At 38.9% G+C, this 19,350-nt stretch carries 14 protein-coding genes and 5 tRNA genes; 17 read left to right on the top strand and 2 right to left on the bottom strand.

The window, feature by feature from the left end:
• Position 1: 1 nt before the first annotated feature.
• Complete coding sequence (locus K2N75_RS00635) at positions 2-2,005, bottom strand: TonB-dependent receptor (protein ID WP_297680259.1); 2,004 nt, start codon at positions 2,003-2,005, stop codon at positions 2-4.
• Between the two features lie 161 nt (positions 2,006-2,166).
• On the opposite strand from K2N75_RS00635, the gene K2N75_RS00630 reads away from it, so the two are divergent.
• The 17 genes from K2N75_RS00630 to fusA all read left to right on the top strand — a co-directional run bounded on the left by K2N75_RS00630 (position 2,167) and on the right by fusA (position 18,957).
• A tRNA-Thr gene (locus K2N75_RS00630) sits at positions 2,167-2,242 on the top strand.
• A 57-nt stretch (positions 2,243-2,299) separates the two neighbouring features.
• Positions 2,300-2,384 (top strand) — tRNA-Tyr (locus tag K2N75_RS00625).
• A 7-nt stretch (positions 2,385-2,391) separates the two neighbouring features.
• A tRNA-Gly gene (locus tag K2N75_RS00620) sits at positions 2,392-2,468 on the top strand.
• A 59-nt stretch (positions 2,469-2,527) separates the two neighbouring features.
• Positions 2,528-2,602, top strand: a tRNA-Thr gene (locus K2N75_RS00615).
• A gap of 110 nt (positions 2,603-2,712) precedes the next feature.
• Positions 2,713-3,912, top strand: a complete 1,200-nt coding sequence (gene tuf, locus K2N75_RS00610; protein ID WP_115551984.1) for an elongation factor Tu — start codon at positions 2,713-2,715, stop codon at positions 3,910-3,912.
• An 8-nt stretch (positions 3,913-3,920) separates the two neighbouring features.
• Positions 3,921-4,091: a 50S ribosomal protein L33 gene (gene rpmG, locus K2N75_RS00605; protein WP_034290214.1), complete on the top strand. Its 171-nt coding sequence runs from the start codon at positions 3,921-3,923 to the stop codon at positions 4,089-4,091.
• Positions 4,092-4,123: 32 nt separating this feature from the next.
• A tRNA-Trp gene (locus tag K2N75_RS00600) sits at positions 4,124-4,199 on the top strand.
• 30 nt (positions 4,200-4,229) lie between these two features.
• Complete coding sequence (secE, locus tag K2N75_RS00595) at positions 4,230-4,409, top strand: preprotein translocase subunit SecE (RefSeq protein ID WP_026944110.1); 180 nt, start codon at positions 4,230-4,232, stop codon at positions 4,407-4,409.
• Between the two features lie 23 nt (positions 4,410-4,432).
• A complete protein-coding gene (gene nusG, locus K2N75_RS00590) occupies positions 4,433-4,957 on the top strand; it encodes a transcription termination/antitermination protein NusG (protein WP_181881664.1) in 525 nt (174 codons plus the stop codon).
• A gap of 23 nt (positions 4,958-4,980) precedes the next feature.
• Positions 4,981-5,406, top strand: a complete 426-nt coding sequence (rplK, locus tag K2N75_RS00585; protein ID WP_006802142.1) for a 50S ribosomal protein L11 — start codon at positions 4,981-4,983, stop codon at positions 5,404-5,406.
• Positions 5,407-5,429: 23 nt separating this feature from the next.
• Positions 5,430-6,134, top strand: coding sequence for a 50S ribosomal protein L1 (gene rplA, locus K2N75_RS00580; RefSeq protein WP_297680260.1), 705 nt, complete (start codon positions 5,430-5,432; stop codon positions 6,132-6,134).
• A 93-nt stretch (positions 6,135-6,227) separates the two neighbouring features.
• Entirely contained in the window at positions 6,228-6,707 is a 480-nt protein-coding gene (gene rplJ, locus K2N75_RS00575) for a 50S ribosomal protein L10 (RefSeq protein ID WP_297680261.1), read from the top strand.
• A gap of 20 nt (positions 6,708-6,727) precedes the next feature.
• A complete protein-coding gene (rplL, locus tag K2N75_RS00570) occupies positions 6,728-7,102 on the top strand; it encodes a 50S ribosomal protein L7/L12 (protein WP_297680262.1) in 375 nt (124 codons plus the stop codon).
• 69 nt (positions 7,103-7,171) lie between these two features.
• Positions 7,172-15,817 carry a DNA-directed RNA polymerase subunit beta/beta' gene (locus tag K2N75_RS00565; protein ID WP_297680263.1) on the top strand — a complete coding sequence of 2,882 codons (8,646 nt, stop codon included), beginning with the start codon at positions 7,172-7,174 and terminating at the stop codon, positions 15,815-15,817.
• A gap of 107 nt (positions 15,818-15,924) precedes the next feature.
• A complete protein-coding gene (gene rpsL / locus K2N75_RS00560; protein ID WP_026944116.1) occupies positions 15,925-16,317 on the top strand; it encodes a 30S ribosomal protein S12 in 393 nt (130 codons plus the stop codon).
• On the top strand, positions 16,317-16,784 hold the full coding sequence (gene rpsG, locus K2N75_RS00555) for a 30S ribosomal protein S7 (RefSeq protein WP_138123338.1): 468 nt from the start codon (positions 16,317-16,319) through the stop codon (positions 16,782-16,784). The genes rpsL and rpsG overlap by 1 nt, the downstream gene beginning before the upstream one ends.
• Positions 16,785-16,875: 91 nt before the next feature.
• Positions 16,876-18,957: an elongation factor G gene (fusA, locus tag K2N75_RS00550; protein WP_297680264.1), complete on the top strand. Its 2,082-nt coding sequence runs from the start codon at positions 16,876-16,878 to the stop codon at positions 18,955-18,957.
• Between the two features lie 195 nt (positions 18,958-19,152).
• Here fusA and K2N75_RS00545 read toward each other — a convergent pair.
• Positions 19,153-19,350: hypothetical protein (locus K2N75_RS00545; protein ID WP_300119708.1), on the bottom strand; the 198-nt coding region annotated here is incomplete at its 5' end.

Genomic DNA, 19,350 nt, shown 5'->3' with positions numbered 1-19,350 from the left:
CTTACCAAATATATTTCATACCGACACCAAAGGTGCGTTCAAACTCGTAAGGGTAGTAGCTTTGAGAAACGATAATCGCATTTTTGTGGTTGGTGAGATTCTGCACATAGGCATAGATTTCAAAGCCTTTTAGCCGATAGCTTGCATTGAGATTGAGACTTTGATAGTTTGGGGCTTTGGGTCTGGCATTGTCAAAGTCGTCGTAATCATACGCTCGTGAGCCATATTTATAAGAGATTCCAAGATTTAATTGCGTGATAGGCAAGTAGTTGAGGCTTGCGCTTAGTGTATGCTTAGAGACGCCCGGAATCGTATTGCCCTTATATCCCTCATTGCCTTGCATTGTCGCATCAACATAGGCATAGGCAAGGCTAGAATAGACTTGCGCATTAAAATGCGTGGTAAATTTCGCTTCTCCCCCGATTCTGCGCGTTTTGTCTAGGGTTTGATTGTCATAAATGCCTGTCATTTTATTTAAGCCATAATAAGCTTCTTTATTGCCATTAATCCAAAAGAGATTTCCGCTTAACTCGTGGATTCCAAACAAACTTTTTGTGCCGATTTGATAAGTATCAAAAGTCGCAGTGTCAATGATATTATTGGGGATTGGAGCATAAGTAATCGGGTCATAGCGCAACATCCAATCCACATTGGGTGTAATAAAACTGCGGGAATAAGAAGCAAAGAGTGAAGTTTGCGCACTTAAGGGATAATGAAATCCCAGCTCACCGCCCCATAAATTATCTTGCTTGCTATAAGCTCCCTCTCCATTTTGTTTGGAAATTACACTTTGCGTAGAGATTCCAGCATTGAGGGTGGAATCCCCGAAGTATTTTTCTCCATTAAGATAGAGGAGGACAGAATCCACTTGCGCCTTAGTAATACGGTTGTTAAAGCTGTTAATGCGTGAATTTGTCTTGAGTTCGCCGCCAATTTCTGCAAGATAAGAGGAATCTTTATAGAGAGAATTAAAGTTCCCAAAGAGTCCTTTACCATCGTATAAATTGTTAGAATTAATGAAATCACTTTCGTTTCTTGAGCCGCCGAAATTCATCTCTGTTACGATTCCTAAATCACTAAAGTGAGTGAGACCTAAATCATAACCCAAATCCCACCTCTTTTGGTGTGTGAAAGTGTCCCCCCCCCAAGCAGAGGGTAAGGGGGCTTGTGTGGGATTGCTATCAAATTGTGCCTTTGTAAGTGGGCTTGCATATTTAATAGCGTATTTGGAGTAGTTGAGGTTTGCCTTAAAAAGTGTGGAATCACTAGGGTAGTAAAAGGCTGTGATTCCGCCATTTTTATTATGGCTTCCGTCTTTTTCTTCGCTCCCTTGTGTAATTTTTCTTGCACCCTCGTTGTGCTGGTATTGTCCATACACTCCAATGTTCAAAGTATCCCCTACATGACGCGCAAAAAATTGTGAATTGAGTGTGTCATAGCTCGCATAACCTACATTCAATGCACCTCCTGCTTTGCGATTCGTAGTGATTTTTAGGATTCCGCTTGTCGCACCATTGCCATATTTGGTTGTGCCTTTGCCTCTTAAGATTTCTATTTTTTGGATAGAATCTAGTGGGATTCCACTTAGGGAAATAGGCGCAGAATCAATATTATCTAGGCGCATTCCATCTACAATGATAGCGAGATTTTTATGTCCATTTTGTCCAAATCCGCGCAAATCAATGTTTGCAGTGTAGGGATTGCCATAATTTGTTGTAACTTTGAGTAGAGAATGTTGATTTAAGAAGTCGTAGATATTTTGAGCATTGGATTGTTGAATCTCCTGCGCATTAAATTCTTCTTTAAAATCTGCATTCTCCACAAACTCCTCTGCGTGGGTAATAGAAAGCTTAAGACTTTGGGATTGTGTCTCCTTACTTTTTTCATTCAATGCGATATTTTGGCTTTGAGCCAACAAAGCACTATTGAGTGCCAAAATCGCTGCGAGTGAAAAATATTTCTTTCTAAAACCTTTTGGATAAAGATTTTTGTGGTTGTGTTTCATAAACTTAGAAACTCCTTTTGAAAAATTTTAGCTTAAAATCAAGAAAATAATAAGATTTAAGCGGCTGCAATTATACTTAAAAAAAATTAAATTAAAAGTATTGACAATTAAAATAAAAAGTAGTAGAATCTCATCTCATTTTTATTTTTAAAATGCAAATTGCTGGCGTAGCTCAGTTGGTAGAGCAGCTGCCTTGTAAGCAGCAGGCCGGGGGTTCGAGTCCCTTTGCCAGCTCCATAAAATTTATATAATTTTTCAGTGTTTGACCAGTTTTTATGAATATTTTAAAGTTGGGGTGAGATACTCAAGTGGCCAACGAGGGCAGACTGTAAATCTGCTGTTTATGACTTCCGTGGTTCGAATCCACGTCTCACCACCATAGCCGTGCGGGAGTAGCTCAGTTGGCTAGAGCATCAGCCTTCCAAGCTGAGGGTCGCGGGTTCGAGCCCCGTTTCCCGCTCCATACTGGGAGCTGATTCTACGAAATCTTTTTTAATCAGCAAGACACTTTTTAATTATTATGCCCATATAGCTCAGTGGCAGAGCACTTCCTTGGTAAGGAAGAGGTCGGCGGTTCAATCCCGCTTATGGGCTCCAGTTTTTCAAACATTGTGATAGAATTGTAGAAAATGTTACGATTCTTAATTTTAAAATTGGTAAAAATAGTGTAGAATTACCGCTATTTAACTTAAATTTAGGAGAAGCTTATGGCTAAGGAAAAATACGTTAAGTCTAAACCCCATGTAAATATCGGAACAATTGGGCATGTTGACCACGGCAAAACAACTTTAAGTGCTGCGATTTCTGCTGTTCTATCCACAAAAGGTCTAGCAGAAATGAAAGATTATGATAATATTGATAATGCTCCAGAGGAAAAAGAGCGCGGTATTACCATTGCAACTTCACATATTGAGTATGAAACAGAAAAAAGACACTATGCACACGTAGATTGCCCCGGGCACGCGGACTATGTTAAAAATATGATTACAGGTGCAGCGCAAATGGACGGCGCAATTCTAGTAGTTTCTGCTGCAGATGGTCCAATGCCACAAACAAGAGAGCATATCTTATTGTCTCGTCAAGTAGGCGTTCCTTATATTGTTGTTTTTATGAATAAACAAGATATGGTAGATGATGAAGAGTTGTTAGAGCTAGTAGAAATGGAAATCAGAGAGCTTCTTTCAAGCTATGAATTCCCTGGTGATGATACGCCTATCGTAGCAGGTTCAGCACTTAAAGCGCTAGAAGAAGCAAAATCAGGCACTCTAGGTGAATGGAGTGAAAAAATTATGAAACTTATGGACGCGGTAGATGAATATATTCCAACTCCTGTCCGTGAAACAGACAAAACTTTCTTGATGCCAATTGAAGATGTATTCTCAATTGCAGGTCGTGGAACCGTCGTTACAGGAAGAATCGAAAGAGGTATTGTAAAAGTTGGTGATGAAATTGAAATCGTAGGGATTCGTCCAACACAAAAAACAACCGTAACCGGTGTTGAAATGTTTAGAAAAGAGCTTGACCAAGGTGAAGCGGGAGATAATGTTGGAGTCTTGTTAAGAGGAACTAAAAAAGAAGAAGTTGAAAGAGGTATGGTTCTATGTAAGCCATCTTCTATTACTCCACATAAAAAATTTGAGGGTGAAATTTATGTTCTCTCTAAAGATGAGGGTGGAAGACATACGCCATTCTTTAATGGTTATAGACCACAATTTTATGTTAGAACAACAGATATTACAGGCTCTATTGCATTGCCAGAGGGTGTAGAAATGGTAATGCCAGGTGATAACATTAAAATCACTGTTGAGTTAATCAACCCCATTGCGCTTGAAGATGGAACACGTTTTGCGATTCGTGAAGGTGGTAGAACTGTGGGTGCAGGTGTTGTTACAAAAATTATTGAATAGGCTAAATTATGGCTAAAGGTAATCGTGTAAAAATCGGACTCAAATGCTCTGAATGCGGGGACATTAATTACAGCACTGTAAAAAATGCAAAAACCACAACAGAAAAACTGGAGCTTAAAAAGTTCTGCCCAAGATTAAACAAACATACAATTCACAAAGAAGTGAAATTGAAAAGCTAAGGGTTTTTCCCCTTAGCTATTTCAAACAGCATAGGTCAGTAGCTCCAATGGTAGAGCGTCGGTCTCCAAAACCGAATGCTGGGGGTTCGAGTCCCTCCTGGCCTGCCATTTTTGGAATAAAGAGAGACAAATAAAGTTATGAAAAAACTAATTACCTATTATAGATTATCCAAAGAAGAACTATCTAAAGTTATCTTTCCTACAAAAGAACAAGTGAGAAATGCTTTTATTTCTGTGATTGTTGTTGTAACGGTTATTGCTCTATTTTTGGCATTAGTTGATTTCATTCTTGGTAGTTTTGTTTCAAGTATTTTATAATTATTTAGGATTTGTTTATGGCATTGTATTGGTATGCGATTCAAACATATTTTGGTAGCGAACAAGCTGTAAAACGCGGGATAGAAAATCTCGTGAAAGAACATCATTTAGAAGAGAGACTTACGGATATTGTTGTTCCTACGGAAGATATTATTGAAGTAAAGAACAATAAGAAAAAAATTAGTGAGCGAAGTCTTTATCCGGGATATGTTTTTATTAAAGTAGATCTTGATACTGCCTTATGGCATACCATTCAATCTTTACCGAAAGTTAGTCGTTTTATTGGTGAGGCAAAAAAGCCAACTCCTTTAAGTGAAGCGGATATTAATCATATTATTGAAAAAGTGCAGAATCGTGCAGCTCCTAAACCAAAAATTATTTTTGAAGCAGGAGAGGTTGTCCGAATCATTGAAGGTCCTTTTGCGAACTTCACAGGCACAGTGGAAGAATATGATATGGAACATAGAAAGTTAAAACTCAATGTTTCCATCTTTGGTCGTAGCACACCTATTGAAATACTTTATTCACAAGTGGAAAAAATAGTTTAACAACTAAAAGACAAGGATAAGTTATGGCAAAAAAAATCATTGGCGAACTTAAGCTTCAAATCCCTGCTGGCAAAGCAAATCCATCTCCACCTGTAGGTCCAGCGTTAGGACAACGTGGTGTGAATATTATGGAATTCTGTAAAGCATTTAATGAAAAAACAAAAGATATGGGGAACTTTAATATTCCTGTAATTATTACGGTTTATCAGGATAAAAGTTTTACATTTATCACAAAAAAACCTCCTGTTACGGATTTAATTAAAAAAGCAGCAGGAATCCAAAAAGGTTCTGACAATCCTCTAAAAAACAAAGTAGGAAAACTTACAAAAGCACAAGTTTTAGATATTGTTAAAACTAAAATGGACGATTTAAATGCAAATACAGAAGAAGCAGCAATTAAAATTGTTGAGGGAAGTGCTCGCAGTATGGGCATTGAAGTTGTAGATTAAATAGACGCGTTGGAGTATAAAATATGGCAAAAAAATTAACAAAAAGAATGCAAAATCTCATTAATAAAGTAGATTGTAAAAAAATATACGATATTACAACCGCTTCTGCAACAGTTAAATCTTTAGCATCGGCTAAATTTGATGAAACAGTTGAGGTTGCGTTGAGTTTAGGTGTGGATCCAAGACACGCAGACCAAATGATTCGTGGCGCGGTTGTGTTGCCTAATGGCACAGGTAAAAGTGTGCGTGTAGCAGTTTTTGCAAAAGGTGCTAAAGCAGACGAGGCAAAAGCAGCGGGTGCAGATGTGGTAGGAGATGAGGATTTGGCAGACCAAATCAAAAATGGGGATTTGAATTTTGATATGGTTATTGCGACACCAGATATGATGGCACTTGTAGGTAAAGTAGGTAGAATCCTAGGACCAAAAGGCTTGATGCCAAACCCTAAAACAGGCACTGTTACTATGGAAATTTCCAAAGCAGTTAGCAATGCAAAAAGTGGGCAAGTGAATTATCGTGTGGATAAAAAGGGTATCGTGCATGCTCCTGTTGGTAAAGTAAGTTTTGATGCGAAAAAACTTGAAGAAAATATTATTGCATTAGTAAAAAATATCAATAAACAAAAACCAGCAAGCGCAAAAGGCAAATATATTAAAAATGCAACATTGTCTTTAACAATGAGCCCATCTTTAACACTAGATGCCCAAGAATTAATGGATTTAAAATAATTTATTCTTGTTTTTTATCTTAGACTAATGACTATGGGGGCAAACGCTTAAAACTTTACCCTATATAAGTCTTTCGTCTGAAAGGAGGTTAAAATGACAAAAGCAGAAAAAACTGCTCTAATTGAGAATCTTACTGCTGAATTTAAAGCGTCTAATGCAATTGCGGTTTGTGATTATAAAGGATTAACCGTTAGACAATTAGAAGCTTTAAGAGCAAATGCGAGAGAACAAAATGTAAAAGTTCATGTTATCAAAAATACGCTTGCATTGATTGCACTTAAAAATTTCGGAGTGGAAGAATTAGAGCTAAAAGAGAATAATATTTTTGTTTGGGGAGAAGATCAAATTTCTTTAGCTAAAACAATTTGCAAATTCTCGGATTCTGTGGGTGGCAAACTTGTAGTAAAATCAGGTTACTTTGAAGGCGAAATCGTAGATGCAAAACACATTGAAGCCGTTTCAAAACTACCATCCAAAGAAGAACTTATTGGTATGTTGTTGTCCGTTTGGACTGCTCCTGCTCGTTACTTTGTTACAGGGTTGGATAATTTACGCAAGCAAAAAGAAGCATAATAAAATTTTAGGAGAAAATTATGGCAATTTCAAAAGAAGATGTGTTAGAGTATATCGGAAATCTTTCTGTTATGGAGCTTTCAGAACTTGTGAAAGCATTTGAAGAAAAATTTGGTGTATCTGCTGCACCAACCGTTGTAGCTGGTGCGGTTGCAGGCGGTGGAGCGGCTGCTGCTGAAGAAAAAACTGAATTTGACATCATCTTAACTGACAGCGGTGATAAAAAAATCAATGTTATTAAAGTTGTTCGTGAAGTAACAGGTCTTGGGCTTAAAGAAGCAAAAGACGCAGTGGAGAAAACTCCATTTACCGTTAAAGAAGGCGTTAAAAAAGAAGATGCTGACGCAATCAAAGCTAAATTTGAAGAAGCAGGTGCTAAAGTCGAAATTAAATAATTTTAGGGAGATTCTATCTCCCTTTCATTTTTCTTCCAAAATTCTACATTTATATATGAGGTAATAAATATGCCAGTAAGTTTAAAATCAGGAAATAGATTAAGAGTTGATTTTACTAAAATCCCTCAAAACATTGCGGTTCCTAATTTGCTCCAATTACAAAGGAATAGTTATGACACTTTTTTAATGGCGCAAGATAATGGTGAATCTGGGATTGAAAAGGTGTTTAAATCTATTTTCCCAATACACGATGCACAAAATAGAATTAGTCTTGAATATGCGGGTTGTGAATATGGTAAGCCGCGTTACACTGTTAGAGAGGCTATGGAGAGAGGTTTGACTTACTCAATTCCCTTGAAAATAAAAATCCGATTGGTGCTTTGGGAGAGAGATGAAAAGACAGGCGAGAAACTAGGCGTTAAGGATATTAAAGAACAAAGCATTTTTGTGCGTGAGATTCCATTAATGACAGATAGAACGAGCTTTATTATTAATGGGGTAGAACGCGTAGTGGTTAATCAGCTGCATAGAAGCCCTGGCGTTATCTTTAAAGAAGAGGAATCCACAAGCACTTCAAACAAATTAGTCTATACAGGGCAAATTATTCCAGATAGAGGCTCTTGGCTCTATTTTGAATATGATGCAAAAGATACATTGTTTGTGCGTGTAAATAAACGTAGAAAAGTGCCCGTTACGATTCTATTTCGTGCATTAGGATATTCACGTCAAGATATTTTAAAGATGTTTTATCCTCTTTTAAATATCAAATCTAAAGCGGGTAAATATCTCATTGCGTTTGACCCAGAGGAATTTGTGGGGCGCGTAGAATTTGACATTAAAGACCCTAAAGGCAATTTGATTATTGCAGCGGGCAAGCGATTAACTGCCAAAAAAGCAAAAGCACTCAAAGAAGAAAAGCTCAATATGATTGAGTATCCAGCAGAGATTCTTATGGAACGTTATCTAGCAGAGCCAATCATTGACAAAGAGAGTGGAGAGGTTTTATTTGACGCTTTGACATTGTTAGATGAAAGCAAGCTAAAAAAATTAGCGGAATTAAATATTGGCGATTTTGTGATTGCAAATGACTTAGCAGCAGGCGTAGATGCTTCTATTATTAACGCATTCATTGCTGATGCGGAATCTCTAAAGCTTTTGAAGCAAACCGAAAAGATTGACAATGAAAATGACTTGGCTACGATTCGTATCTACAAAGTAATGCGTCCGGGTGAGCCTGTTACCAAAGAAGCGGCAAAGCAGTTTGTGCAACAATTATTTTTTGACCCTGAACGTTATGATTTGACACGCGTTGGGCGAATGAAAATGAATCACAAGCTAGACATTGGTGTGCCAGATTATGTAACAGTTCTTACGCACGAAGATATTATCAAAACCGTGCGCTATTTGATTCACGTTAAAAATGGACGCGGACGCATTGACGATAGAGACCATTTAGGAAATCGTAGAATCCGCGCAATTGGCGAATTATTGGCAAATGAATTGCATACGGGCTTGGTTAAAATGCAAAAAGCAATTCGTGATAAGCTTTCTACAATTAGCACAGGATTAGAAGAGCTTATGCCGCACGATTTAGTAAATTCCAAAATGATAACCGGTACAATTTTAGAGTTTTTCACAGGCGGACAACTTTCACAATTTATGGACCAAACCAATCCTCTTTCTGAAGTAACACACAAAAGGAGACTTTCTGCTTTAGGTGAAGGCGGTTTAGTAAAAGAAAGAGCGGGATTTGAAGTGCGAGATGTGCATCCAACGCATTATGGTAGAATCTGCCCGATTGAAACCCCAGAGGGGCAGAATATCGGTTTGATTAATACACTTTCAACCTATGCCAAAGTCAATGAGTTAGGCTTCATTGAAGCACCCTATCGTAAAGTAGTAGATGGCAAGGTAACTGATGAGATTGTTTATCTTACCGCAACACAAGAAGAGGGTGCGGTAATTGCGCCTGCAAGTACAATATTGACAAATAATCAAACCATTAAAGAAGAAATGATTGAAGTCAGAAAAGATGGCGAAATTGTGCTAATGGAATCCAAAAAAGTAGATTTGATTGACTTAAGTCCTAGAATGGTAGTTGGGGTGGCTGCAAGCCTGATTCCATTCTTGGAGCACGATGACGCAAACCGCGCATTAATGGGTTCAAATATGCAACGTCAAGCGGTGCCTCTTTTGTGCCCCGATGCTCCAGTGGTTGGCACAGGGATTGAAAAAATTGTCTCAAGAGATTCTTGGGAGGCAACAAAAGCTACAAGAGCAGGAGTTGTAGAAAAAGTAGATGCTAAAAATATTTATATTTTAGGCGAAGACGAAAATGGTGCGTTTATTGACCATTATTCCTTGCAAAAAAACTTGCGCACAAACCAAAATACCTCTTTTTCTCAACGTCCAATCGTCAAAGCAGGGGATTGTGTAGAAGTTGGGCAAGTCATTGCAGATGGTCCAAATATGGACCAAGGCGAGTTGGCGTTGGGGAAAAATATTCGTGTTGCCTTTATGCCGTGGAATGGGTATAACTTTGAAGATGCAATTGTAGTAAGTGAGAAATTGATTCGTAACGATGCTTTTACTTCCATTCATATTTATGAAAAAGAAATTGAAGCAAGAGAATTAAAGCACGGGGTAGAGGAAATCACAAGAGATATTCCAAATATCCGTGAAGAAGAGCTTGCGCACCTAGATGAAAGTGGAATCGTAAAAATTGGAACTTATGTCAGTGGTGGAATGATTCTAGTTGGTAAAGCATCTCCTAAAGGCGAAGTGAAGCCAACTCCTGAAGAGCGTTTATTGCGGGCAATTTTTGGCGAAAAAGCCGGACATGTTGTCAATAAATCTCTTTATTGTCCCCCAAGTTTAGAAGGAACGGTGGTTGATGTCAAGATTTTCACAAAAAAAGGCTATGACAAAGACCGCCGTGCAGTCGTTGCCTATGAGGAAGAAAAAGCGCGTTTAGATTTGGAGCATCACGATAAGCTATTGATGCTTGATAGAGAGGAATCTTTGCGCATTGGCTCTATTCTTTCAAAAGAAAAATTAATTAGTGCAGCGAAAATAGGAGATAAGGAATATAAAAAAGGTGGAGTGATTCCAAGAGCTGATTTAGAAAATGTCAATCGTTTTGCTATGGGAACATTGATTAAAAGTTATTCTAAAGAAATTCAGAATAAATATGACGCACTCAAAAGCAATTTCTTAGAGCAGAAAAAAAGCTTGAGTGAAGAGCACGAAGAAAAACTTTCTATCATTGAAAAAGATGATATTTTGCCAAGTGGAGTTGTCAAGCTTGTAAAAATCTATGTCGCAACTAAACGCAAATTAAAAGTGGGTGATAAAATGGCGGGACGACATGGTAACAAAGGGATTGTTTCTAATATCGTTCCAGAAGTAGATATGCCCTATACCAAAGATGGTCGTCCTGTGGAAATCGTGCTTAATCCTCTTGGTGTGCCCAGTCGTATGAATATCGGACAAATCCTAGAAGTACATTTGGGGCTAGTAGGCAAACAACTAGGTGAGCAAATTTCAAATGTTTTTGAGGGTGAAAAAAGCAAATGGATAAGTGAGTTAAGAGCCAAAATGCAAGAAATTGCTGAAAATTCAGGTATGAAAAGCTCTAAAGCATTTTTGGAAAAATTAAGTGATGAGGAATTATTAAGTTTTGCGAGAGATTGGAGCAAAGGTGTGAAATTTGCAACACCTGTTTTTGAGGGTGTGAATGCACAAGAGTTTGAAAAGCTCTTCGCTCTTGCAAAAATTGACAGCGATGGCAAAACCGAGCTTTACGATGGGCGCACAGGCGAGAAAATGATGGAGCGCGTAAATGTAGGCTATATGTATATGCTCAAACTCCACCACCTAGTAGATGAAAAAGTCCATGCAAGGAGCACAGGACCTTATAGTCTCGTAACGCAACAACCAGTCGGAGGTAAAGCACTCTTTGGAGGACAAAGATTCGGTGAAATGGAGGTTTGGGCATTAGAGGCTTATGGTGCGGCTCATACTCTTAAAGAAATGCTTACCATTAAATCCGATGATGTAGAGGGGCGCGTAAAAGCTTACAAAGCAATCACAAGAGGAGAGGCAGTCAAAGAATCAGAGATTCCAGAAACTTTCTATGTCTTGACAAAAGAACTTCAAAGTTTGGCATTAGATGTGAATGTGTATGCAAAAAATAAAGAGGGCATTGATGAAGTGGTAACTATCAAAGAGGATAACCGACCAAGTGATTTTAATGCTTTCCAACTCTTGCTTGCAAGCCCAGAAAAGATTCGTAGTTGGAGTAATGGTGAAGTGAAAAAACCAGAAACAATTAACTATCGCACCTTAAAACCTGAACGCGATGGATTGTTCTGCGCCAAAATCTTTGGACCTGTTAGAGATTATGAGTGCTTATGCGGTAAATACAAGAAAATGCGCTATAAAGGAATCGTATGTGAGAAATGTGGTGTGGAAGTAACAAGCTCCAAAGTGCGCCGCTCAAGAATGGGACACATTGAGCTTGTAACGCCTGTTGCGCATATTTGGTATGTTAATTCACTTCCTAGCAGAATCGGAACTTTGCTTGGCGTAAAAATGAAAGACTTAGAGCGCGTTTTGTATTATGAGGCTTATATTGTCAAGGAATCAGGGGAAGCTTATTATGACAATGAGGGAACAAAGCCAGTCGCCAAATACGATGTATTAAATGAGGAGCAATACCAAAGCCTATCACAAAGATTTGAACATACAGGATTCGTTGCACAAATGGGTGGCGAAGCGGTGAAAGATTTGCTTGAGGGAATTGATTTGGTGGATTTGATTGCCGAATTAAAAGAAGCTATTAAGGCAACAAATTCCGAAGCGAAAAAGAAAACAATCATCAAGCGTCTTAAGGTGGTAGAAAGTTTCGTAGTCTCTGGCGGACAGAATCGCCCAGAATGGATGATGCTCACCGTTCTACCTGTGCTTCCACCGGATTTGCGTCCATTGGTTGCGTTAGATGGTGGGAAATTTGCAGTAAGTGATGTCAATGACCTTTACCGCCGTGTGATTAACCGCAATCAAAGGTTGAAACGTCTCATTGAATTGGACGCACCAGAAATTATTGTGCGTAATGAAAAGAGAATGTTGCAAGAATCTGTAGATGCGCTTTTTGATAATGGTAGAAATGCAAATGCCGTTAAAGGCGCAAATAAGCGTCCATTGAAATCACTTTCAGAAATCATTAAAGGTAAGCAAGGGCGATTCCGCCAAAACTTGCTTGGAAAACGCGTGGATTTCTCTGGACGTTCTGTAATCGTTGTAGGACCAAATTTGCGAATGGACCAATGTGGATTGCCTAAAAATATGGCATTAGAACTCTTTAAGCCACATATTTTGGCAAAATTAGAGGAAAAGGGTTACGCAACAACTTTAAAGCAAGCTAAGAAAATGATTGAACAAAAAACCAATGAAGTATGGGAAAGCTTGCAAGAAATTGTTATGAATTATCCAATTATGCTGAATCGTGCGCCAACCTTGCATAAGCAATCCATTCAAGCATTCCACCCAAAACTCATTGACGGAAAGGCGATTCAGCTTCACCCATTAGTGTGTGCGGCATTTAATGCGGACTTTGATGGCGACCAAATGGCTGTGCATGTGCCGCTTTCTCAAGAGGCAATCACAGAATGCAAGCTTTTAATGTTAAGCTCTATGAATATTTTGTTGCCTGCAAGCGGTAAAGCAGTTACTGTTCCTAGTCAAGATATGGTTTTGGGACTTTATTATCTTTCTTTGGCAAAAGACGATTCTAAGGGAGAACATAAACTATTCTCCAATATTGACCAAATCCATATTGCCTTAGAAGCAGGGGTAGTGGAGGTAGGCTCTAAAGTGCGCGCATTTGTAGAGGATAGAATCATTAATACAACGATTGGTAGAATGATTCTGAAATCTATTTTGCCGGATTTTGTGCCTGTGCATTTGTGGAATAAGGTTCTTAAGAAAAAGGACATTGCTGCTTTGATTGATTATGTGTATAAAGAAGGTGGCGTAGGGATTACGGCGAGTTTCTTGGATAATCTTAAAAACTTAGGATTCAAATACGCAACAAAAGCTGGAATCTCAATTTCAGCAGATGATATTATCGTGCCAGATAGCAAGAATAAAGTTGTAGAGGGAGCGAAGAAAAAAGTTAAAGATATTCAAGCGCAATTTGGAGCAGGTTTATTAACCGAGCAAGAACGTTATAATAAAATTATTGATGTTTGGACAGATACCAATAATGCGTTAGGCAATGAAATGATGAAGCTAATTGAAAACGATAAGGCTGGATTCAATTCTATTTATATGATGGCAGATTCTGGTGCGAGAGGTAGTGCAGGACAGATTAGACAACTTTCTGCAATGCGGGGATTGATGGCAAAACCTGATGGAACCATTATTGAAACGCCCATTACTTCAAATTTCAAAGAGGGCTTGAATGTGTTAGAATACTTCATCTCTACGCACGGGGCGCGTAAAGGTTTGGCAGATACTGCTTTGAAAACCGCTAATGCAGGTTATCTAACAAGGAAGTTGATTGATGTAAGTCAAAATGTTAAAGTTGTAGCAGATGATTGTGGCACAAACGAAGGAATTGAGATTACCGATATTACCGTCGGTAGCGAATTGATTGAACCGCTAGAGGAAAGAATCTTTGGGCGCGTGATTGCAGAAAATATCATTGACCCTATCACGAATGAGGTATTAATCAGCGAAGGCACAATGATTGATGAGGAAAAAGCACGCAAGGTTAAAGAAGCAGGTGTGAAATCTGTGATTATTCGCACGCCTGTTACTTGTAAAGCCGAAAAGGGTGTGTGTGCAAAATGCTATGGTCTGAATCTTGGAGAATCTAAGATTTCCAAAATCGGCGAGGCGGTAGGTGTAGTTGCTGCACAATCTATTGGTGAGCCTGGAACGCAGCTCACACTAAGGACTTTCCACATCGGTGGAACAGCAAGCAGAAGCCAAGAAGAACATCAAGTGATTGCAGATAAAGAGGGCTTTATTCGTTATTATAATGTCAAAACTTATAAGAATCGTGAGGGCAAAACGATTGTTTCCAATAGAAGAAATGCTGCAATTTTGCTTGTAGAGCCAAAAATCAAAGCTCCATTTGAGGGAGAATTAAAAGTAGATATTGTGCATGATGAAGTGATTGTTTCAGTTATCGGTGAGAAAGAAACTGCAAAATTTACGCTTAGAAAATCCGATGTTGCAAAACCAAGTGAGTTAGCAGGGGTTACAGGAAAGATTGAAGGGAAATTCTATATCCCTTATTCTAGCGGGCATTATGTGCGTGATGAGGGAAGTATCGTAGATATTATTAAAGATAGTTGGAATATTCCCAACCGAATCTCTTACGCAAGCGATTTAAAAGTAGAGGACAATGCTCCCATTACACAAAAAATCTATGCAAGAGAAGAAGGAATCGTAAAATATTATTATTTGCAAGGCGATCATTTGGAGAGATACCGCGCACTAGAAAAAGGTGAAGAAATCACCGAAAAAGGTGTTTTTGCTGTAATTGCTGATGAGTATGACCAAGAAGCAGCGCGCCATTATATTGCAAGGGGTTCTATTATTGAGGTTCAAGACAATCAAAGTGTGGAGAAAAATACATTAATTGCTAAACCAAAAAGTGATGAACATATCGTTATTGCGGATTGGGACCCTTATTCTAATCCAATCATCGCAGAGGAAGCAGGAACGATTAAGTTTGAAGATATTATCCCAGGACTTACGGTATCCGAGCAAACTGATGAGCTTACAGGTCAAACACGATTGGTGGTAAATGAATACATTGCAAGTGCGCATAAGCCAACTCTTGTTTTATCCACTGCAAATGGTGGGTTGATTCGTTATGCCTTAGACCCAAAAACTGCGATTTTCATTTCTGATGGTGCAAAAGTAGAAATGGCAGATATTCTAGCCAAAACGCCAAAAGCCCTTGTAAAATCTAAAGATATTACAGGAGGTTTGCCGAGAGTTTCTGAATTGTTTGAAGCAAGAAAACCAAAAGACCCTGCGGTATTAGCAGAGATTGATGGAATCGTAAGCTATGGTAAGCCCATCCGCGGTAAAGAGAGAATTATTATTACAGCAAATGACGGCAGAGTCGCAGAGTATTTGATTGACAAATCCAAACAGATTCTTGTTTATGAGGGAGAATTTGTCCATGCGGGTGAAGCTATCACAGAGGGAATTGTCGCAAGTCAGGACATTTTGCGCATTGGCGGAGAGAAAGAGCTGTATAAATACATTGTGAGCGAGGTGCAGCAAGTCTATCGGCGACAAGGGGTTAGCATTGCAGATAAGCATATTGAAATTATCGTGTCTCAAATGTTAAGACAAGTCAAGATTTATGATAGTGGCAACACAAAATTCATTGAGGGTGATTTGGTGAGCAAGCGACATTTCAGAGAGGAAAATGCGCGCATTATTAGAATGGGAGGAATCCCAGCGATTGCTGAGCCGGTGTTACTAGGAATCACGCGTGCGGCAATTGGTAGCGATTCTGTGATTTCAGCAGCATCGTTCCAAGAAACAACAAAAGTCCTCACAGAAGCAAGCATTGCGGCAAAAATTGACCATTTAGAGGATTTGAAAGAAAATATCGTATTGGGTCGTATGATTCCAGTTGGAACAGGGATTTACAAAGGTAAGAAAGTTAAAATTAAAGAAAGTTAAAGAAGAATTAAGGTTATTCAAACCTTAATTTAAGTAAGAATAAAGTGTGATTTGCTTATAATCCGCTTCATTTTCTCTATTAAAATTATTTTAGGAAGGAAAGACAAGTGCCAACTATTAATCAGTTGATTAGAAAAGAACGAAAAAAAGTTATCAAGAAATCAAAGTCTCCAGCTTTGGTAGTTTGCCCTCAAAGAAGAGGAGTTTGTACTCGCGTTTATACAACAACACCTAAAAAACCTAACTCTGCGTTAAGAAAAGTTGCAAAAGTTAGATTGACAAGTGGTTTTGAAGTGATTAGTTATATTCCCGGTGAAGGACATAATTTGCAAGAACACTCCATCGTATTGATTCGTGGAGGTAGGGTAAAAGACTTACCGGGTGTAAAATATCACATTATTCGTGGTGCATTAGATACCGCGGGAGTAGCAAAACGCACCGTTTCGCGCAGTAAATATGGGGCAAAAAAAGCAAAGGGTGATGCAGGAGGTAAAAAATAATGAGAAGAAGAAAAGCACCACAACGAGAAGTATTGGGAGATCCAATTTATAATAATATTGTTGTAACAAAATTCATCAATAAAATGATGTATGATGGTAAAAAAAGTGTCGCAGAAAAAATTATTTATGCAACCTTTGCAAAAATTGAAGAAAAAACAAAAGAAAAAGGGATTGAAACCTTTGAAAAAGCATTAGAAAAAGTGAAACCACTTGTAGAGGTGCGAAGCCGACGCGTAGGGGGCGCTACTTATCAAGTGCCAGTGGAAGTTCGTCCTGCAAGACAACAATCCTTGTCTATCCGCTGGTTATTAGATTCTGCAAGAAAAAGAAATGAACGCACAATGATTGATAGATTGGCAAATGAACTCATTGATGCTGCAAATGAACGCGGTGCGGCATTTAAGAAAAAAGAAGATGTGCATAAAATGGCTGAAGCAAACAAAGCTTTTGCGCATTATCGTTGGTAAAATAAATTATGTTTTTAAGGAGTTTTTTCCAAGATTCCTTAAAAATTCTACTAAATCTCAAACTCAAATTCTCTTTGTATAAGGATTAATAATGGCAAGAAAAACCCCATTAAATAAAATTAGAAATATCGGAATCGCAGCACACATTGATGCGGGTAAAACAACAACTTCGGAAAGAATTTTATTCTATACCGGTGTAAGCCACAAAATCGGTGAAGTGCATGATGGTGCAGCGACAATGGATTGGATGGAACAAGAAAGGGAACGCGGAATCACAATTACTTCCGCTGCAACCACTTGTTTTTGGAAAGATTATCAAATCAACTTAATCGACACTCCCGGACACGTGGATTTTACGATTGAAGTTGAACGTTCTATGCGTGTTCTTGATGGTGCAGTTGCGGTTTTTTGCTCTGTGGGTGGCGTGCAACCTCAAAGTGAAACTGTTTGGCGTCAAGCAAATAAATATGGTGTTCCTAGAATTGTTTTTGTCAATAAAATGGATAGAATTGGTGCAAATTTTTACAATGTGGAATCTCAAATTGCAACAAGATTAAAGTCAAAACCTGTTCCACTTGTGATTCCAATTGGTGCAGAAGATAATTTCAAAGGGGTTGTGGATTTAATCACAATGAAAGCTATTGTTTGGAATGATGAGTCTATGGGCGCAAAGTTTGACATTGAGGAGATTCCAACGGCATTAGTAGGAAAAGCAGAGGAATACCGCGAAAAATTACTAGAATCTGTTGCAGAACAAGACGAAGTAATAATGGAAAAATATCTAAGTGGGGAAACCTTGAGTGTGGAGGAAATCAAAACAGGAATCAAAAAAGGTTGTCTTGCAATGGAAATTATTCCAATGCTCTGTGGTTCAAGCTTCAAAAATAAAGGCGTTCAAACCCTTCTTGACGCTGTCGTAGAATACTTGCCTGCTCCAACAGAAGTTGCAGATATTCGTGGCGTAGACCCAAAAGATGAAGAAAAAGAATTGTTTGTGAAATCCACAGATGATGGGGAGTTTGCAGGTTTGGCATTTAAAATTATGACAGACCCTTTTGTAGGACAATTAACATTTGTGCGCGTTTATCGTGGTAGTTTAGAATCTGGAAGCTATGTTCTAAACTCTACTAAGGGCAAAAAAGAACGTGTAGGAAGATTGCTCAAAATGCACTCCAACAAACGTGAGGACATTAAAGAAGTCTATGCGGGTGAGATTTGTGCTTTTGTTGGATTGAAAGAAACTTTGACAGGAGATACACTCTGTTCGGAGAAAGAACCAGTTGTGTTAGAGAGAATGGAGTTCCCAGACCCTGTTATCTCTATTGCAGTAGAACCAAAAACAAAAGCAGACCAAGAAAAAATGGCTTTGGCTCTTGCAAAACTTGCAGAAGAAGACCCAAGCTTTAAAGTGCATACAGATGAGGAATCTGGACAAACAATTATTTCTGGTATGGGTGAATTGCACTTAGAAATTATTGTAGATAGGCTCAAAAGAGAATTTAAGGTAGAAGCAGAGGTAGGACAACCACAAGTTGCTTTCCGCGAGACAATCCGCCAAAGTGTGGAACAAGAATGCAAATACGCAAAACAATCCGGTGGTCGCGGACAATATGGACACGTCTTTATTAAGCTTGAACCTCAAGAGCCGGGCAAAGGTTATGAATTTGTGAATAACATTAGCGGGGGTGTCATTCCTAAAGAATATATCCCAGCAGTGGATAAGGGGATTCAGGAATCTATGCAAAATGGTGTTCTAGCAGGTTATCCTGTAGTGGATTTTAAGGTTACACTCTTTGATGGTAGTTATCACGATGTGGATTCTTCTGAAATGGCATTTAAAATCGCAGGTTCAATGGCGTTTAAAGACGCTTGCCGCAAAGCAGGTGCGGTTTTGTTGGAGCCGATGATGAAAGTAGAAGTAGAAGTACCTGAAGAATATATGGGTGATGTGATTGGGGATTTGAATCGCAGACGTGGGCAAATCAACTCTATGGACGATAGAATGGGCTTAAAAATCGTAAATGCGTTTGTGCCATTGGCTGAAATGTTTGGTTATTCTACGGATTTGCGTTCAGCGACACAAGGGCGTGGGACTTACACAATGGAATTTGACCATTATGGCGAAGTGCCAAACAACATTTCCAAAGAAATTATGGAGAAAAGAAACGGCTAATATCGTGACTCCAGCTCTACCTTTGTCATCAGATTATGGTGCTTTATTGATATTTGCAAGGACTGGGTGGCTTTCTGTTCTTGCGAGATTCCAATTGTGGAATCGTGGATAATCTAAATGATAGAATCTCGCCATTGAATGTTTTTTGGTTATTAAAATTATGGATTGTTTCGGCGTTTCGTTTCACTCCTTAAATCATCTTTTTTGTTTAAGGTAAAAGTGGAGATTAGAGGCGATTCCAGCACCTTCTTGGGTATAGGCTCGCAGGTTGCAATTGCCAAAAATACAAAAGGGCGAATCTTTTTTGTCTGCGATATAAGGGGGGGGGGGGGGGGGGGGGGGGGGGGGGGGGGGGGGGGGGGGGGGGGGGGGGGGGGGGGGGGGGGGGGGGGG

This window comes from Helicobacter sp. (genome assembly GCF_029067145.1).
Taxonomy (GTDB): Bacteria; Campylobacterota; Campylobacteria; order Campylobacterales; family Helicobacteraceae; genus Helicobacter_D.
This window is presented reverse-complemented; position numbering and strand designations above follow the sequence as displayed.